Genomic DNA, 16007 nt, shown 5'->3' on the forward strand with positions numbered 1-16007 from the left:
CGCACGAAGGACACCAGAATGCACCTGTTCAGGAAGGCCCCCGCCCGCTTCTCCACCCGCGTCGAGGCCCATGCCGGACGCCTGGAGGCCGCGCCCTTCGGGCGCTCGGAGGCCGGCGGGCCGGAAGTCTCCTCCTACACCCTCGACAACGGCCTCGACGTGGTGGTCGTGCCCGACCACCGCGCGCCCGTCGTCACCCACATGATCTGGTACCGCAACGGCTCGGCCGACGACCCGCTCGGCCGCTCCGGCATCGCCCATTTCCTCGAGCACCTGATGTTCAAGGGCACCGAGCAGCATCCCGTGGGTGCCTTCTCGAAGGCGGTGTCGGGGCTCGGCGGCCAGGAGAACGCCTTCACGAGCTACGATTACACGGCCTATTTCCAGCGCGTCGCCCGCGACCATCTCAAGACCATGATGGCGTTCGAGTCCGACCGGATGACCGGCCTCGTCCTCGACGACGCCGTGGTGGCGCCCGAGCGCGACGTGGTGCTGGAGGAGCGCCGCATGCGGGTCGAGACCGACCCCTCCGCCCAGCTTTCCGAGGCGATGGCGGCCTCGCTGTTCGTGCACCATCCCTACGGCATCCCGATCATCGGCTGGATGCACGAGATCGAGGAGCTCAACCGCGAGCACGCCCTCGACTACTACAGGCGCTTCTACACGCCCGAGAACGCCATCCTGGTGGTGGCCGGCGACGTGACGCCCGACGAGGTGCGCCGCCTCGCCGAGGGCACCTACGGCCGCGTGGCGCCGCAGGGCGCGCGGCCGCGGCGCCTGCGCGCCCGCGAGCCGGAGCCGAAGGCGCTCCGCCGCCTCAGCGTCGCCGATCCCAAGGTCGAGCAGCCGACCCTGCAGCGCCTCTACCTCACCCCCTCCTGCATGACCGCCCGCGACGGCGAGTGCCACGCGCTGGAGCTGCTGGCCGAGGTGCTCGGCGGCGGCGCCACCTCCTACCTCTACCGCAAGCTCGTGATGGAGCTCGGCCTCGCGGTGAATGCGGGCGCCTGGTACATGGGCTCGGCCATCGACGACACCCGCTTCTCCGTCTACGCGGTGCCGGCCGAGGGCGTCGGGCTGGAGCGGCTGGAGGAGGAGGTCGACCGGGTGCTGCGCCGCGCCCCCGCCGAGGCCCTCGATGCCGAGGCGATCGAGCGGGCCAAGACCCGGCTCGTGGCCGAGACGGTCTATTCCTCCGACAGCCAGTCCTCGCTCGCGCGCATCTTCGGCTCGGCGCTGGCCATCGGCGAGACCATCGACGAGGTCCGCCGCTGGCCCGTCGACATCGAGGCCGTCTCGCGGGAGCGCCTCGCGGCGGTGGCCGAGCGCTACCTGACCCCGGCCCGCTCCGTGACCGGCACCCTCATCAAGACCCGCGATCCCGACGCGCCGCGGGCCCTGGCGGCGGAGTGAGAGCCGCCCGACCCGACATTTCCGGCCCGCGGCCCCGGCCGCGGATCCGCACAAGAACAACGAGGTTCCCATGAACTTGGCCGAGACTGCCACCCGCACCGCAACCTCCCCGGCCCAGGCGCAGCCCATCGCGACGACCGGCGGCATCGAGGCGTGGCACGTCGAGTCCCCCGTGGTCCCGATGATCGCGCTCGCCTTCACCTTCGAGGGCGGGGCCGCGCAGGATCCGGAGGGCAAGGCCGGCTGCGCGCAGCTGCTGGCGCGCCTCCTCGACGAGGGCGCGGGCGATCTCGGCTCGGACGCCTTCCAGGAGCGGCTCGCGGCCCGCGCCATCGAGCTCTCGTTCCATGCCGGGCCCGACGCCGTCGGCGGCTCGCTCAAGATGCTCGTCAAGCACGCCGACGAGGCGGTCGAGCTCCTGGCGCTGGCGCTCGCCAAGCCCCGCTTCGACCCCGACGCCGTCGAGCGGGTGCGCGCCCAGGCCATCGCGGGCCTGCGCTACCAGCAGAACGATCCCGGCGTGCGGGCCTCGCGCCGCTTCTTCCGGGAGGCCTTCGCGGGCCACCCCTACGGCCGCCCCTCCTCGGGCACGATCGAGAGCCTCGCGGCCATCACTCGCGACGACCTCCTGGCGATGCATGCCCGGCTGATCGGCCGCGGCGCCGTGAAGGTCGCGGCGGTGGGCGCGATCGATGCCGCGCGCCTCGCCGAGGCCCTGAACCGCGCCTTCGGCGCCCTGCCGGAGGCCGGCACCCTGCAGGCCGTGCCTCGCACGAGCGTGCAGGATCTCGGGCGCCGCGTCGTCGTCGACCTCGACGTGCCGCAATCCGTGATCCGCTTCGGCATGGCGGGCGTGGCCTGGCGCGACCCGGACTTCATCCCGGCCTACGTGCTGAACCATGTCCTCGGCGGAGGCGCCTTCACGTCGCGCCTGTTCCAGGAGGTGCGCGAGAAGCGCGGCCTCGCCTACTCGGTCGGCACCTCGCTGGTCAGCCACCGCGCCGCCGCCATGACCTGGGGCTACACGGCCACCAAGAACGAGCGCGTCGGCGAGGCCCTCGCGGTGATCGGCGACGAGATCGGCCGCCTGATCACGGACGGGCCCTCGGACGAGGAGCTGCAGAAGGCCAAGGACTACCTGACGGGCTCCTACGCCCTCGGCTTCGACACCTCGACCAAGATCGCCCACCAGCTCGTGCAGATCGCCTTCGAGGGCCTCGGCATGGACTACATCGCTCGGCGCAACGCCATGGTGGCGGCGGTGACGCAGGCCGACATCCGCCGCGCCGCCGGCCGCACCTTCGTGGACGGCCGGATGCTGGTCGTCGCCGCCGGCCGGCCGACCGATTTCTGAGAAGGGCGCGGGGTCACCTCTCCCGTTCAGGAGAGGGGCTGCGTCGCGCGTGCGGGGCTGTCGCCCGTCGCGATGCGCGGAAGCAGGTTAGCCCGCGCGGGGGAAGGGCCTCGCCCTTCCGCCGCCGCGCCCGCGACCCATCCGCGGGGCTCCGAGCCCCGCAGCGGAGACGCCGCGATGCACCTCACCGGCCTGCACCACCTCACTGCCGTCACGGCGCGGGCGGCGGACAATTTCGCCTTCTACACCCGCGTCCTCGGCCTGCGGCTCGTCAAGAAGACGGTGAACCAGGACGACGTCTCGGCCTACCACCTGTTCTATGCCGACGCCCGCGCCTCGCCGGGCACGGATCTCACCTTCTTCGACTGGCCGGCTCCCCCTGAGCGGCGGGGCGCGAACAGCATCGTGCGCACCGGCCTGCGGGTGGCGGGCGAGGGGGCGATCGACTGGTGGCGCGAGCACCTCGCGCGCCAGGGCGTCGCGCACGCGGCCCCGGCCGAGCGCGACGGGCGCCTCACGCTCGATTTCGAGGACGGGGAGGGTCAGCGCTTCAGCCTGGTGGACGATGGCGGCGCCGGCGAGGCCCATCCCTGGGCGGGAAGCCCCGTGCCGGCCGCGCGCCAGATCCGGGGGCTCGGCCCGGTGCGCCTCGCGGTGGCGGTGCCGGACCGCACCGAGGCCGTGCTGACCGAGATCCTCGGCATGCGCCGCGACCGGACCTTCGCGCTGCCCGAGGGCGAGGTGCGGGTCTATGCCATGGGCGAGGGCGGCGCCGGCGCCGAGCTGCAGGTGATCGCCGACGCCTCCGCGCCCGCGCGCCAGGGTGCGGGCGCCGTGCACCACGTCGCCTTCCGCATCCCGGACGGCGATTACGGCGCTTGGGCCGACCGCCTGAAGGAGCACCGCATGCCCTCGAGCGGGCCGATCGACCGCTTCTACTTCCGCAGCCTCTACTTCCGCGAGCCGAACGGCATCCTGTTCGAGATCGCCACGGACGGACCGGGCTTCACGGCCGACGAGCCTCTCGACGCGCTCGGGACACGCCTCGCCCTGCCGCCCTTCCTCGAGCCGCGCCGGGCCGAGATCGAAGCCGGCCTGAAGCCGCTGTGAAGATCGCCGGCCGTCGGGCGCAAGTTTTGGGAGCCGTTCCGGACAATCGTGTCATCCCGCACCCGCGGCGCTGCCATGCCTTGACGGGTGTGCTGCAGGTGCGAGAAGACGCGGCAAAAGCCGCGAGATTCGGGGAAACCTTCGTCGATGAGCAAGTACAATGAGGAGCGGGTCCTGAGCGTCCATCACTGGACGGAGACGCTCTTCTCGTTCCGCACGACGCGCGATCCGTCGTTCCGCTTCCGCAACGGCGAGTTCACGATGATCGGCATCGAGGTCGAGGGCCGACCCCTGCTGCGCGCCTACTCGGTGGTCTCGGCCAATTACGAGGAGGAACTGGAGTTCTTCTCCATCAAGGTGCCGAACGGCCCGCTCACCTCCAAGCTCCAGCACCTCAAGGTCGGCGACCCGATCATGGTCGGCAAGAAGCCGACCGGCACGCTGGTGCTCGACAACCTGATGCCGGGCCGCCACCTCTATCTCCTCGGCACCGGCACCGGGCTCGCGCCCTTCATGTCGATCATCAAGGATCCCGAGACCTACGACCGTTTCGAGAAGGTGGTGCTGGTGCACGGCTGCCGGCAGGTGTCGGAGCTCGCCTACGGCGAGACGATCACCCAGGACCTGCCGAACCACGAGTTCCTGGGCGAGATGATCAGCCGGCAGCTGGTCTATTACCCGACCGTGACGCGCGAGCCGTTCCGCAACCGGGGCCGCATCACCGACCTGATGGTGTCGGGCAAGCTGTTCTCCGATGTCGGCCTGCCCGAGATGTCGGTCGAGGCCGACCGGTTCATGCTGTGCGGCTCGCCTGAGATGATCCGCGACACCCGCGAGCTCCTCACCAGCCGCGGCTACGAGGAGGGCAACCACGGCGAGGGCGGCCACTACGTCATCGAGAAGGCCTTCGTCGAGAAGTGAGCCCGCAGAGCCGGTCCGCGCTCTTCGTCGCCGGGGCCGGCACCGAGATCGGCAAGACCTACGTCACCGCGGCGCTCGTCCGGCAGCTGCGGGCCTCCGGTCGCCGGGTGCGCGCCCTGAAGCCGCTCGCGAGCGGCGTGCCGCCCATCGATGATCCGGACTTCGCCGGGAGCGACACCGGCCGGCTTCTGGCCGCGCAGGGCCTGGCCCTCACCCCCGAGACCGTGGCGGCCTGCTCGCCCTGGCGCTTTGCCGCGCCGCTCGCCCCCGACCTCGCCGCGGCGCTCGAGGGACGCGCGCTCGCCCTCGACGACCTCGTCGCCTGGTGCGCGGGCGAGATCGCGGCGGCCGGGCCCGGCACGGCCGTGCTGATCGAGGGGGTCGGCGGGCTGATGAGCCCGATCGCCGAGGCCGCCACCGGCCTCGACTGGCTGAGGGCGCTCGGCCTGCCCGCGCTCCTCGTCTCCGGCTCCTATCTCGGGGCGATCAGCCACGCGCTCACGGCGATCGAGACGCTGCGCCGCCACGCGGTTCCCCTCGCCCTGGTCGCGGTGAGCGAGAGCGCCGGCGCGCCGACCCCGCCCGAGACCGTCGCGGGGGCCATCGCGCGCCACGCGGGTGTGCCCGTCGCCTGCCTGCGCCGGGGACGGGGCTGGCCGGAGGGCGTTCCCGCGCCGGTCTGATACGGCATCCGCTCGATCCCTTCGGTCTTGGTGCGGGGTCCTACCTTCCCCCTCATCCTGAGGTGCCGCAGTGCAGCGGAGGCCTCGAAGGAGGGTACCGGGGAGCGCAGGGGCCACTGGAGGCCTCCTTCGAGGCCGCTGACGCGGCGCTTCAGGATGAGGTCGAGGGTGGGACGCTCAACGCCGAACCGAAGGGATCAACCGGCCACGGTCTGAGACGCCGGGATCCGCATCGCGGAGACATGATCCGGATTTCGCGGGACGGCCTGAGACACGAGCCCGTGAGTGTCGCCGCGCGGTGCCGAAAGCGCGCTGGACGGCGTTATCCTGGTTTCTACCTTGGCGAGGAACAGCCAAGCCGCAATCGGGCAGCCTCGATCCCGCCGGAGGGCCAGCCGTGAGCCACGTTGAAGCCCGCCTCGAACCCGGGATCGCCCATCCGGCGAAGGAGGGCGCCCGGCACGGGGCCGGGCGCCTGCGGCCGGCGCTCCTGCTCGGGGCCCTCGGCGTCGTCTACGGCGACATCGGCACGAGCCCGCTCTACGCCTTCAAGGAAGCGGTGCGGGCGGCGAGCCGGGGCGCGCAGGCCGCCGAGCCGGCGGCCGTCCTCGGCGCCGTCTCGCTGATCCTGTGGGCGCTCATCATCATCGTGTCGGTGAAGTACGCGGTGCTGATCCTGCGGGCGGACAACCGGGGCGAGGGCGGCATCGTCGCCATGCTGGCGCTGCTCGGCGCGCGCCACGCCAGGCCCGGCACGTGGCAGGCGCTGCTCCTCGTGGTCGGCCTCGTCGGCGCGGCCCTGCTCTACGGCGACGGCGCCATCACGCCCGCGATCTCGGTGCTCTCGGCGGTGGAGGGGCTCAAGGTCGATGCGCCGGCGCTCGGCCACTACGTCGTGCCCATCACCGTGGCGATCCTGATCGGGCTGTTCCTGGTGCAGAGCAAGGGCGTCGCTTTCATCGGCCGCATCTTCGGACCGGTGATGCTGGCCTGGTTCGCCGTGCTGACGCTCCTCGGAATCGGGGGCATCCTGCACCATCCGGAGATCCTGGCGGCCGCAAACCCCTGGCGGGCGGTCGATTTCCTGACCCATGCCGGCTGGCACGTCAGCTTCACGATGCTGGGCGCCGCCTTCCTGGCGGTGACGGGCGGGGAGGCGATGTACGCCGATCTCGGGCATTTCGGCGCCAAGCCGATCCGGGTCGCGTGGTTCGGCCTCGTCCTGCCGGCCCTCGTCATCAACTATTTCGGCCAGGGCGCGGTGCTGCTCGCCGAGCCCGACGCCATCGAGAACCCGTTCTACCGGCTCGCGCCGGACTGGGCGCATTACCCGCTGATCGCGCTCGCGACGACCGCCACCGTGATCGCCTCCCAGGCCATCATCTCGGGGGTGTACTCGCTCACCCAGCAGGCGATCCAGCTCGGCTTCCTGCCGACCATGCGCATCATCCAGACGGCGCATGACGAGCGCGGGCAGATCTACGTGCCGGTGGTGAACTGGCTGCTCGCCGTCGGCACCCTGACGGCCGTGGTGGTGTTCGGCTCCTCCGACGCGCTCGCGGGCGCCTACGGCATCGCCGTCTCGATGCTGATGGCCATCACGACGCTGCTGGCGGCTCTGATCGCGCTGAAATGGGGCTACAACCCCATCGCCGTGGTGATGCTCAACGGCTTCTTCCTGCTGATCGACCTCGTCTTCCTCGGCGCCAACAGCGTGAAGCTGTTCGAGGGCGGCTGGTTTCCCCTCGTGCTCGCGGGCCTCGTCGCCCTGATGATGCTGACCTGGAAGAAGGGCACGGCCCTCGTCGAGGAGAAGCGCGCGGCCCTGCGCCTGCCGGAGGACGTCTTCCTGGAGCGGCTGCGGGCGAACCCGCCCATCCGCCTGCCGGGCGTGGCCGCCTTCCTGTCCGCGGCTACCCACGGGATCCCGCTGCACCTGTCCCGCTTCGTCGAGCGCAGCCACGCGCTCACCGAGCGCATCCTGATCGTCACGGCCCTCTACGAGGAGAGCCCGACCGTGCCGGAATCCGGGCGTGCCGAGGTCAGCCAGATCGCCCCCGACTTCTACCGGGTGACGCTCCGCTACGGCTTCATGGAGGACGCCTCGATCCCCGAGGGCCTCGCCTGCGCGGTCCGCTCGGGGTTCCTGCCGGAGAACTTTTTGGTCGAGGACCTCACGGTCTTCATCGGCCACGACACCGTCATCCCGAAATCGGACCGGCGCGGCATGGCGGATTGGCGCGAGAAGCTCTTTGCCTTCATGCAGCGCAACGGCGAGCGCACCGGCGCCTTCTTCTGCGTGCCGACCCGCCAGGTGATCGAGGTGGGAACGGAGATCGAGATCTAGCGCGTTGTCCGCCGAAGCGGCTGCCGGTTCGGCGCAAAAAATGCGACGCCATGAAGAGTTGGAGCATTCTCCGCGATCCGGAGATCGTGGAAAGCGCTCTCATACGGCGTCCGCTCGATCCCTTCGGTTCGGCGCCAGCCGTCCCGCCCTCGTCCTGAGGCGCCGGAGCGCAGCGGAGGCCTCGAAGGAGGGCTCTAGGGAGCGCAGGGGCCGCTGGACCCCTCCTTCGAGGCCGCTGGCGCGGCGCCTCAGGATGAGGGCGAGGGTGGGACGCTCAAGGCCGAACCGAAGGGATCAACCGACAACGGTATCAGGCGCTCCTCGCCCCGGCGCGCCTCTCCCGCGCGGGAGGGAGAGGGCGCGGTCGGCGGCCGCCTCACGCCGGCTGGATCGACAGTCGGCCGTTGGCGGTCTCGAGGCTGCGGGCGAGCATCCGCATCAGGGCGTAGACCGTGTCGATATGCGGCGTCGCCGTGCCGGTGAGGCGGCCGAGCTCGATCACCGAGCCGACCAGCGCCTCGAGCTCGATCGCGCGGCCGGCCTCCACGTCCTGCAGCATCGAGGTTTTGTGCGCGCCGACCTTCTCGGCGCCCGCGATGCGCCGGTCGATGTCGACCCGGAAGGTGACGCCGAGCGCGTTGGCGATCGTCTGCGCCTCCTCCATCATCGCACGCGTGAGCGCCCGCGTGTCGGGGAACCGGCAGATGTCGACGAGCGTCGCGTGGGTCAGCGCGGAGATCGGGTTGAAGCTGAGGTTGCCCCAGAGCTTGAGCCAGATCTCGCAGCGGATGTCCTCGATCACCGGCGACTTGAAGCCCGCCGCCACGAGCCGCCGCGACAGCTCGCTCACCCGCGCGCTGACCGTGCCGTCCGGCTCGCCCAGCGTGTAGCGGTTGCCCTCGACGACCTTCACGGTGCCGGGCTCGGTGAGGATCGCGGCCGGGTAGACCACCGAGCCGATCACCTGGGCCGGGTCGAGGTGCCGCGCGATCTCGCCGCCGGGATCCGAGTTCTCGATATGGGCGCCGCGGTGGTCGCCGCGGTAGCCGTGCAGGAAGTACCACCACGGGATGCCGTTCTGCAGCGTCACCACCGAGGTGTTCGGGCCGATCAGGTGCTTGAGGTCGGCCGCGATCGGCCCGACCTGATGCGCCTTGACGGTGAGCAGCACGTAATCGTGCACGCCGGCCTCCGCCATCGACTTCGTGGCCCGCACGTCGCGCACGTGGATCTCGGAGCCGTCCTCCTCGATCAGCCGCATCCCGTTCGACTGGATGGCCTCCAGATTGGCGCCGCGGGCGATGAAGGTGACTTTCTCGCCCGCATGGGCGAGCTTCACGCCGAGTTGGCCGCCGATGGCGCCGGCGCCGACGATCGCGATACTCATGGGTCTGGTCCCTGTCATTCGGAGCCGGCGGCCCCTCAAGGGCGTCCGGCCTTCTGCGGGTTGGTCGGGCGGCGGCCCGCCATGGACTACTCGGTCCGGGAGGCTCGGCGGGGCGGGTTCAGCCTGACGCCGCGCTCCCCCGGCTCACGCGAAGCGGTTCTCGAGCACGCCGATCCCGGCGATCTCCACCTCCACCCGCATGCCGCGCTTGATCGTGCCGGCCCCGTTCGAGGTGCCGCAGGCGATCACGTCGCCGGGCTCCAGGGTCAGGCCCTGCGAGATCATGGCGACGACCTCGCGGGGGCTGTAGATCATGTCGGAGAGCGGGTAGTTCTGCCGCTCCTGCCCGTCGAGGCGCACCACCACCCGGGCGGCGTCCGGGTCGAGGTCGGTGGCGATCACGGGGCCGAAGGGCGAGAAGCCGTCGAGACCCTTCGAGCGGGTCCATTGCGGGAAGCTCTCGTCCGCCCGCAGGATGTCCAGCGAGGTGACGTCGTTGAGGCAGGTGTAGCCGAAGATGTGGTCGGCCGCCGCCGCCGGCGTGAGGTCGCGCCCGCGCCGCCCGATCACGATGCCGAGCTCGCCCTCGTAGAGCACGCGGCCGGCGGCCTCCGGCATCGCCACGGTCTCGCCGTGCGCCGCGTAGGAATTCGGCGGCTTCACGAAGAAGAGCGGCGCCTGCGGGTGCGCGAGGTTCTGCTTCTCCGCCATCGACCGGAAGTTGTTCCACAGGGCGATGAGCTTCGAGGGGCGGCAGGGCAGGTCGACCCTGACCTCGGCGAGCGGCAGGCTCCGGCCGGTCGGCACGGGAGCGCCGAACAGGTCGCCCTCGTGAACAAGGATGGTCTCCCCGTCGAGGCGGCCGAAGCCCTCCCGCCCGTCGTACCGGTAGCGGATCCAGCGGGTCATGGTCAGGCTCTCCCTGTCATGCGGATCGCGGGGCCGCGCCGCCCGGTCGCGACGGCGTGCGACCGGCGGCGACCGCGATCACATCTTGATTATCTCGCCGGCTCATCGGCGATGTATTTTGCATGCCAGAAACAGTGCCGGACTTTGCCTCTCAAGTCCTTTTCAAAATTTTTGGCCGGACCGCACGAAAAATTTGAGAGACGGCGCCGATCCGGGGCGCGCACCGGTCGCGCCGCGGGGCCTCGCTCGGACCGTGCCGTGCGGACAAGGACGCTCACCCCTGCGTGATCGGGCGGAACAATCGTCCCCGCCTCCCGTTCAGCCTGCCACGAGCGGGCGGCCACGCTTTCGGGCCGTCGACGCTTCCCCCAGAGCAGGACGGGAGAGTTTCCGATGAGCAGCACCACCGACAAGATCAAGGGTCTCGCCAACGAGGCCGTCGGCAACATCAAGCAGGGCATCGGCAATGCCACAGGCAACGAGAAGCTTCAGGCCGAGGGCAAGGCCCAGGAGCTGAAGGGCGAGGCCCAGAAGACGATGGGCGATGCCAAGGATGGCGTGAAGAACGCCGCCCAGAGCGCGGCCGACGCCGTCAAGAAGATCTGAGCGCCGCCGCGGGCGATCGCGGGCTCGGCGGCAGGACTCGGTGGCAGGACTCGGTGGCAGGACTCGGTGGCAGGACTCGGCGCCCGCCGCGCGGGCCGATCCCGGGCCGGGCGGGCCGACATTGGAAAGGCCGGCCCCGCCGGCCTTTCGACCTTATCGCGGACAAGGATTCCGGCATGAACAGGGATCGGATCGAGGGCGGCATCCGTCACCTCCGGGGACGTGCCAAGACGGCTGTCGGCGCGGTGGCCGGCCGCCCGATGCCGCAGGTCGAGGGCGCGATCGATCAGGCCGCGGGCGCGGCCCAGTACGCCTACGGACAGGCCCGCGAGACCGCCCGCGGCCTGCGCCGGGACGGCGAGCACCTGCTCGACGAGACGCGCCGGCACGGGCGGCACTATCGTGACGAGGCCCTGCATCGCGGCCGGGCCGCGGTGCGCCGGGCCGACGAGAACAGGACCGCGACGCTCCTCCTCGTCGCCGCCGCGGCCTTCAGCTTCGGCTGGCTGCTGCGCCGGGCGCGCTGAGGGACCCGTTCCCTCCGCAGGGGCCGCGCCTCAGCCCTCACCGGCGCGGGAGGGGAGGCGCGTCGCGGATCCTCAGCCCTCGGGCCAGAGGACGGTTTGTCGGCATCCAGGCCCGCATGGGAGAAGCGGCGTCCCTCGGAGGCCGGTCTTCCGCCCCATCCCCCGATCCCGTACATCCGGGCATCGGGCCCGCGCCGCGGGCCGATGCGGGGACGCGAGCGATGCCGGTCCGATCCTGGGGCGATCTCACCACGCGGGACCTGCTTGCCCGCGCGATGGACCGCGCCGTCGCGGTGCTGCCCGTGGCGGCGATCGAGCAGCACGGGCCGCACCTGCCGCTCGCCACCGACGCGATCATCGCGGAGGGCTACCTCGCGGCGCTCGCGCCCCTCGTGGCGGACGATCTCGATGTGCTCGTCCTGCCGGTCCAGAGCGTCGGCAAGTCGGACGAGCACGACGCCTTCCCGGGCACGCTGAGCCTCACCGCCGAGACGGCTTTGCGCGCCTGGACCGAGATCGGGGCGGGCCTTGCCCGCGCGGGCTGCGGCAAGCTCGTCATCGTGACCTCGCACGGCGGCAACAGCGCGCTGATCGACCTCGTGGCGGGGGAACTCCGGAGCCGCCATAGCATGGTCGCGGTGACGACCTCGTGGAGCCGCCTCGGCTATCCCGAGGGGCTCTTCTCCGAGGCCGAGATCCGCCACGGCATCCACGCCGGCGGGATCGAGACCGCCCTGATGCTGGCATTGCGGCCCGACCTCGTGCGGGGTGCCGAGATCGCCGCCTTCACGCCCCGCACCGTGGCAATGGAGCGGGACTTCGCGCATCTGCGCGCCGGCCGGCCGGCCGCCTTCGCCTGGAAGGCGGGCGACCTGCACGCCTCCGGCGCCATGGGCGACGCGCGCCTCGGCACCGCGGAGGCCGGCCGCGCCGCCCTCGACCACGGCGCCCGCGCCTTCGCCGCGCTCCTGCGCGAGGTCGACCGGTTCCGGCTCGATCCGTGACGATTCGTCCCGGCCGCGCATCCGGCGCGTAACCCGCGCAGGCGCGCCGCCGAAGCTCCGGTATCCCGCGAAGCCCGGAGCCATCAGGCCATGCGAAGCCCCGCCCTCCTTCTCTCCCTCGCCCTTCTCGGCGCGGGCCCGGCGACGGCCGCCGGGCGGCCGGTCGTCGTCGAGCTGTTCACCTCGCAGAGCTGCTCGTCCTGCCCGCCCGCCGAGGCGCTCCTCGGCGAGCTGGCGGAGCGACGCGGCGACCTGCTGCCGCTCGCCTTCCATGTCACCTACTGGAACGGGCTGAGCTGGCGCGACACCTTCTCGCTGCCGGCCGCCACCGAGCGCCAGCAGGCCTACGCGGCCCGTCTCGGCGACAACCCCTTCACGCCCCAACTGGTGGTCGACGGGCAGAGCAGCGTCGTCGGATCCCGCCGGGAGGACGTGGCCGCCGCGATCGGGCGAGCCCGCGGCGAGGCGGCCGCGGTGGCGCCGGTGGCGCTCGCCCGCGAGGGGACGAACCTCGTGATCCGCCTCGGCGCGGGGACGGGCGCGGGCCGGGTCACCCTCGTCGGCTTCGATCCGCGCCACGAGACCCGCGTCGCCCGCGGCGAGAATGCCGGGCGCAGCATCCTGCAGGCCAACGTGGTGCGGTCGGTGCGCGAGGTCGGGCGCTGGTCCGGCGCGGAGCAGACGCTCTCGGAGCCCTGGCCCGCCGGCGCGCAGGCCGCCGTGATCGTGCAGGCCCAGGACGGCCGCATCCTCGGCGCGGCGCGGCTGTAACCGCCGCCTCCGGCTCGCGAATAGGGTCCGTCACCGCGGGCCAGCCCGGTGGCTTCACGGAAGGAACCCCGCCATGCGCCACGCCGTCCTCGCCGCCGCGTCCGCCGCCCTCCTCTCCCTCGCCGTCGCCCCGGCCCTCGCCAAGGACGAGATGAAGAAGGATTCGATGAGCAAGGAGACGATGTCCCACGATTCCATGAAGAAGGGCGGGATGAAGCACGACGCCATGAAAGGCGATGCCATGAAGGGCGATTCCATGAAGGGCGATTCCATGAAGAAGGACGGCATGAAGTCCGACCAGATGGGCAAGCATTGAGCCTCGCGGGGCGGCCGCCGTGTCGCCCCATTCCCACCGGAACCTGCCACCGGAACCCGCCCGGATGATCCTCGCTCCCGCCCTGGCGCCGCTCGGCCCCGGCCGGCTTCCCTCACGTGCCCTGCCCGGCGTAGAAGCGGCAGCCGGGGCACGCGGGAGCGGCAGGGCCACGATGGTGCTCGAGACGAGGCTCTCGGCCGCGATGGCGGCGGCGCAGGGCGGCGACGCGGCGGCCTACCGGCTGCTGCTGCGCGAGTGCCTGCCCGTGATCGCCGGCATGGCCCGTGCGCAGGGCGTGCGTGGCGATGCGGTGGACGACGTGGTGCAGGACACGCTTCTGACGATCCACAGGGCGCGTGCCACCTACGACCCGTCCCGGCCCTTCCTGCCCTGGCTGCGCGCCATCACGCAGCGGCGCGCCATCGACCGGCTGCGCCGCGCCGGCCGCCGGCCGCAGGAGGTGCACGACCCGCTGGCCTACGAGGCCGAGGCGGATTCCGGTCCGGCGCCCGGCGACGCGCTCGATGCGCGCGAGCGCGCCGCCCGCCTCGCCCGCGCGGTCGCGGCCCTGCCCGAGGGCCAGAGGCAGGCGGTCGAGCACCTCGCCTTCCGGGAGCGCTCCCTCGACGAGGCCGCCGCGCTCACCGGCCGCAGCAAGGGCGCACTCAAGGTGAACCTGCACCGGGCCCTCAAGGCCCTGCGCGCGACCCTGAGGCGGGAGAAGGAGGGGGACGGTGTCTGACACCTCGCGGCACGACGGTCTCGTCGAGGATCTCGTCGGCGGCCTCAGGCCCGTGCGGCGCCTGCCCCCGCCCGGCTTGCGCGCGCTCGCCTGGATCGCCGCCGCCCTGGCTCTCGCCCTCCTCCTGATGCCGATGGCGGATCTCGACGGGATGCGCGCCCGGATGGAGGTGGCGGACCTGCGCATCGCGGCGGTCGCGGCCGCGCTGACCGCCGTGACGGCGGCCTTCGCGGCTTTTCAGGTCAGCGTGCCCGGCCGGCCGCTGCGCTGGGCCCTGCTGCCGGTCGCCCCCGCCCTCGCCTGGATCGGCGCGAGCGGGCTCGGCTGCCTGCGCGGCGTCCTGGCGCCGGGCGCCAACATCGCGGACGCGCACGAGATGGGGGGCTGCTTCACCTTCCTCGTCGGCGTGTCGCTGCCGCTCTCAGGTCTGCTCGTCGTGATGCTGCGCCGGGCCTGCCCGCTCCACCCGAACCTCACGGCCGCGCTCGGCGGCCTCGCGGCCGCGGCGGCCGCGGCGGCGCTCCTCGTGCCCTTCCACCCGCACGACGCGACCGCCACCGACCTGCTGATGCATCTCCTGGCGGTGCTGGCGGTCATCGGCGCGAACGGCATCGCCGGCGGGCGGCTGCTCGCCGGCGGCAGGCTGCCCTGAGGGGCAGGGCACCCCCGGCCTCAGGCCGCCTTCCTGTTGACGTTCGCCTCGGCGAGCCCCGTCAGGGTCTTGTCGGTGTTGCGCTCCTCCTCGAGCGTCTGCTGCAGGAGGCTCACCACGTTGGAGTGACCGAGCTGCTTGGCGTAGGCGATGATGGTGCCGTAGCGCGTGATCTCGTAGTGCTCCACGGCCTGGGCGCCCGCGATCAGGGCCGCGTCCAGCACCTCCTTGTCGCCGACGTCGCTCATGATCTCCTTGGTCTCGGCGATGATGCCGTTGATCGCCGCGCACTCGACGCCCTTGGCCGGCTTGCCGAGCTGCTGGAACACCTGATCGAGGCGCTGGATCTGGCCTTCCGTCTCGCGCAGGTGCTTCTCGAAGCCCTGCTTCAGCTGCGGCTCGCTCGCCTTCTCGATCATCTTCGGCAGAGCTTTGGTGATCTGCTGCTCTGCGTAGTAGATGTCCTGCAGCATATGCGTGAACAAATCGTCCATCGTCTTGATCGGGGTGGTAAAGAGACCCATTGCTCGCTCCCGTAATGCTTCAGCTTGACAGGCGACCGGACTGTGACGTGATCGCCGACTTGACAGGAAACGATGTGACGATGGCCGAGTTCCTGAACATGATTTTGGTTTAACTTGGCGGTTGCGGCCCGTTCCCCGGCCGCGCGCCGGCGCGTCACGCCTCCTCATCCTGGCCCGGCGCGAGGCCCGGCCAAGCGACGATGCGCTCCGGGTACTCGTCCTCGGTGAATTCCTCCTCGTTGCCGGACAGCCGCCCGCGCACCGAGATCCCGGCCTCGTGCACGCTCGCCGCCCGGCCGGAGACCAAGGGGTGCCAGTCGTGGAGGTCCCGGCCCTCGCGCACGAGGCGGTAGGCGCAGGTCGGCGGCAGCCACGGGATCGTGCGCACGGCCTCGGGCGTCAGGCGCACGCAATCCGGCACCCGCTTCTGGCGATGGGCGTAGTCGCGGCAGCGGCAGCCGAGCCCGTCGAGGAGTGTGCAGCCGATATCGGTGTGGTGGACCTCGCCCGTCTCCTCGTCCTCGAGCTTGATCAGGCAGCAGCGCCCGCAGCCGTCGCACAGGCTCTCCCACTCGGACGGGCTCATCGCCTCGAGGCTCTTCGTGCGCCAGAACGGTTCTGCGCCGGCGCCGCGGCGCGCGGCCGTGCGGTCCCCCATCGGGAGCCCCTCGTCTCAACGGAAGCGTCGGATGCGCCCTCCTCTGCCGCAAGGCGGCCCGGGGGGCAAGCGGAGCCGGGCCG

17 protein-coding genes are annotated in these 16007 nt (G+C 71.8%); 13 read left to right on the plus strand and 4 right to left on the minus strand.

Features of this window, described 5'->3' with window-relative positions; translation table 11 throughout:
- The first annotated feature begins 18 nt into the window (after window positions 1-18).
- From WDW90_RS03285 to WDW90_RS03310, 6 genes are all read left to right on the plus strand, one after another.
- On the plus strand, window positions 19-1413 hold the full coding sequence (locus WDW90_RS03285; protein ID WP_336485835.1) for a M16 family metallopeptidase: 1395 nt from the start codon (window positions 19-21) through the stop codon (window positions 1411-1413).
- A gap of 70 nt (window positions 1414-1483) precedes the next feature.
- On the plus strand, window positions 1484-2767 hold the full coding sequence (locus WDW90_RS03290; RefSeq protein ID WP_336485836.1) for a M16 family metallopeptidase: 1284 nt from the start codon (window positions 1484-1486) through the stop codon (window positions 2765-2767).
- A gap of 177 nt (window positions 2768-2944) precedes the next feature.
- A complete protein-coding gene (locus WDW90_RS03295) occupies window positions 2945-3877 on the plus strand; it encodes a ring-cleaving dioxygenase (protein ID WP_336485837.1) in 933 nt (310 codons plus the stop codon).
- A 147-nt stretch (window positions 3878-4024) separates the two neighbouring features.
- On the plus strand, window positions 4025-4798 hold the full coding sequence (locus WDW90_RS03300) for a ferredoxin--NADP reductase (RefSeq protein ID WP_336485838.1): 774 nt from the start codon (window positions 4025-4027) through the stop codon (window positions 4796-4798).
- The gene (gene bioD, locus WDW90_RS03305; protein WP_336485839.1) at window positions 4795-5481 is read left to right on the plus strand and encodes a dethiobiotin synthase; all 687 of its coding nucleotides are present in this window, start codon (window positions 4795-4797) and stop codon (window positions 5479-5481) included. The genes WDW90_RS03300 and bioD overlap by 4 nt, the downstream gene beginning before the upstream one ends.
- 397 nt (window positions 5482-5878) lie before the next feature.
- Window positions 5879-7828: a potassium transporter Kup gene (locus tag WDW90_RS03310; RefSeq protein WP_431310962.1), complete on the plus strand. Its 1950-nt coding sequence runs from the start codon at window positions 5879-5881 to the stop codon at window positions 7826-7828.
- Window positions 7829-8204: 376 nt separating this feature from the next.
- Here WDW90_RS03310 and WDW90_RS03315 read toward each other — a convergent pair whose 3' ends face one another.
- Both WDW90_RS03315 and WDW90_RS03320 read right to left on the minus strand, forming a co-directional pair.
- A complete protein-coding gene (locus WDW90_RS03315; protein WP_336485840.1) occupies window positions 8205-9215 on the minus strand; it encodes a 2-dehydropantoate 2-reductase in 1011 nt (336 codons plus the stop codon).
- A gap of 144 nt (window positions 9216-9359) precedes the next feature.
- The gene (locus WDW90_RS03320; RefSeq protein WP_336485841.1) at window positions 9360-10124 is read right to left on the minus strand and encodes a fumarylacetoacetate hydrolase family protein; all 765 of its coding nucleotides are present in this window, start codon (window positions 10122-10124) and stop codon (window positions 9360-9362) included.
- Between the two features lie 393 nt (window positions 10125-10517).
- On the opposite strand from WDW90_RS03320, the gene WDW90_RS03325 reads away from it, so the two are divergent.
- From WDW90_RS03325 to WDW90_RS03355, 7 genes are all read left to right on the plus strand, one after another.
- Complete coding sequence (locus WDW90_RS03325) at window positions 10518-10730, plus strand: CsbD family protein (protein WP_336485842.1); 213 nt, start codon at window positions 10518-10520, stop codon at window positions 10728-10730.
- A 176-nt stretch (window positions 10731-10906) separates the two neighbouring features.
- Entirely contained in the window at window positions 10907-11257 is a 351-nt protein-coding gene (locus tag WDW90_RS03330) for a CsbD family protein (protein WP_336485843.1), read from the plus strand.
- Between the two features lie 221 nt (window positions 11258-11478).
- On the plus strand, window positions 11479-12261 hold the full coding sequence (locus WDW90_RS03335; protein ID WP_336485844.1) for a creatininase family protein: 783 nt from the start codon (window positions 11479-11481) through the stop codon (window positions 12259-12261).
- Window positions 12262-12351: 90 nt separating this feature from the next.
- Entirely contained in the window at window positions 12352-13032 is a 681-nt protein-coding gene (locus tag WDW90_RS03340) for a DUF1223 domain-containing protein (protein WP_336485845.1), read from the plus strand.
- 73 nt (window positions 13033-13105) lie between these two features.
- Complete coding sequence (locus WDW90_RS03345) at window positions 13106-13348, plus strand: pentapeptide MXKDX repeat protein (protein WP_336485846.1); 243 nt, start codon at window positions 13106-13108, stop codon at window positions 13346-13348.
- A gap of 172 nt (window positions 13349-13520) precedes the next feature.
- A complete protein-coding gene (locus tag WDW90_RS03350) occupies window positions 13521-14090 on the plus strand; it encodes a sigma-70 family RNA polymerase sigma factor (RefSeq protein WP_336485993.1) in 570 nt (189 codons plus the stop codon).
- A complete protein-coding gene (locus WDW90_RS03355; RefSeq protein ID WP_336485847.1) occupies window positions 14083-14742 on the plus strand; it encodes an NrsF family protein in 660 nt (219 codons plus the stop codon). Before WDW90_RS03350 ends, WDW90_RS03355 begins: the two co-directional genes overlap by 8 nt.
- 20 nt (window positions 14743-14762) lie before the next feature.
- Here WDW90_RS03355 and WDW90_RS03360 read toward each other — a convergent pair whose 3' ends face one another.
- Both WDW90_RS03360 and WDW90_RS03365 read right to left on the minus strand, forming a co-directional pair.
- Window positions 14763-15266 (minus strand): YciE/YciF ferroxidase family protein, encoded by a 504-nt coding sequence (locus WDW90_RS03360; protein WP_336485848.1) that lies wholly within the window; start codon window positions 15264-15266, stop codon window positions 14763-14765.
- Between the two features lie 154 nt (window positions 15267-15420).
- On the minus strand, window positions 15421-15924 hold the full coding sequence (locus tag WDW90_RS03365) for a YcgN family cysteine cluster protein (RefSeq protein ID WP_336485849.1): 504 nt from the start codon (window positions 15922-15924) through the stop codon (window positions 15421-15423).
- Window positions 15925-16007: the final 83 nt, after the last annotated feature.

Source organism: Methylobacterium nigriterrae (assembly GCF_037106235.1).
GTDB lineage: Bacteria > Pseudomonadota > Alphaproteobacteria > Rhizobiales > Beijerinckiaceae > Methylobacterium > Methylobacterium nigriterrae.

Bases quoted from the DNA above. Each gene is read 5' to 3' on its own strand.
- WDW90_RS03285 (WP_336485835.1), top strand. From the start codon at position 19: ATGCACCTGTTCAGGAAGGCCCCCGCCCGCTTCTCCACCCGCGTCGAG.
- WDW90_RS03290 (WP_336485836.1), top strand. From the start codon at position 1,484: ATGAACTTGGCCGAGACTGCCACCCGCACCGCAACCTCCCCGGCCCAG.
- WDW90_RS03295 (WP_336485837.1), top strand. From the start codon at position 2,945: ATGCACCTCACCGGCCTGCACCACCTCACTGCCGTCACGGCGCGGGCG.
- WDW90_RS03300 (WP_336485838.1), top strand. From the start codon at position 4,025: ATGAGCAAGTACAATGAGGAGCGGGTCCTGAGCGTCCATCACTGGACG.
- WDW90_RS03315 (WP_336485840.1), bottom strand. From the start codon at position 9,215: ATGAGTATCGCGATCGTCGGCGCCGGCGCCATCGGCGGCCAACTCGGC.
- WDW90_RS03320 (WP_336485841.1), bottom strand. From the start codon at position 10,124: ATGACCCGCTGGATCCGCTACCGGTACGACGGGCGGGAGGGCTTCGGC.
- WDW90_RS03325 (WP_336485842.1), top strand. From the start codon at position 10,518: ATGAGCAGCACCACCGACAAGATCAAGGGTCTCGCCAACGAGGCCGTC.
- WDW90_RS03330 (WP_336485843.1), top strand. From the start codon at position 10,907: ATGAACAGGGATCGGATCGAGGGCGGCATCCGTCACCTCCGGGGACGT.
- WDW90_RS03335 (WP_336485844.1), top strand. From the start codon at position 11,479: ATGCCGGTCCGATCCTGGGGCGATCTCACCACGCGGGACCTGCTTGCC.
- WDW90_RS03340 (WP_336485845.1), top strand. From the start codon at position 12,352: ATGCGAAGCCCCGCCCTCCTTCTCTCCCTCGCCCTTCTCGGCGCGGGC.
- WDW90_RS03345 (WP_336485846.1), top strand. From the start codon at position 13,106: ATGCGCCACGCCGTCCTCGCCGCCGCGTCCGCCGCCCTCCTCTCCCTC.
- WDW90_RS03350 (WP_336485993.1), top strand. From the start codon at position 13,521: ATGGTGCTCGAGACGAGGCTCTCGGCCGCGATGGCGGCGGCGCAGGGC.
- WDW90_RS03360 (WP_336485848.1), bottom strand. From the start codon at position 15,266: ATGGGTCTCTTTACCACCCCGATCAAGACGATGGACGATTTGTTCACG.
- WDW90_RS03365 (WP_336485849.1), bottom strand. From the start codon at position 15,924: ATGGGGGACCGCACGGCCGCGCGCCGCGGCGCCGGCGCAGAACCGTTC.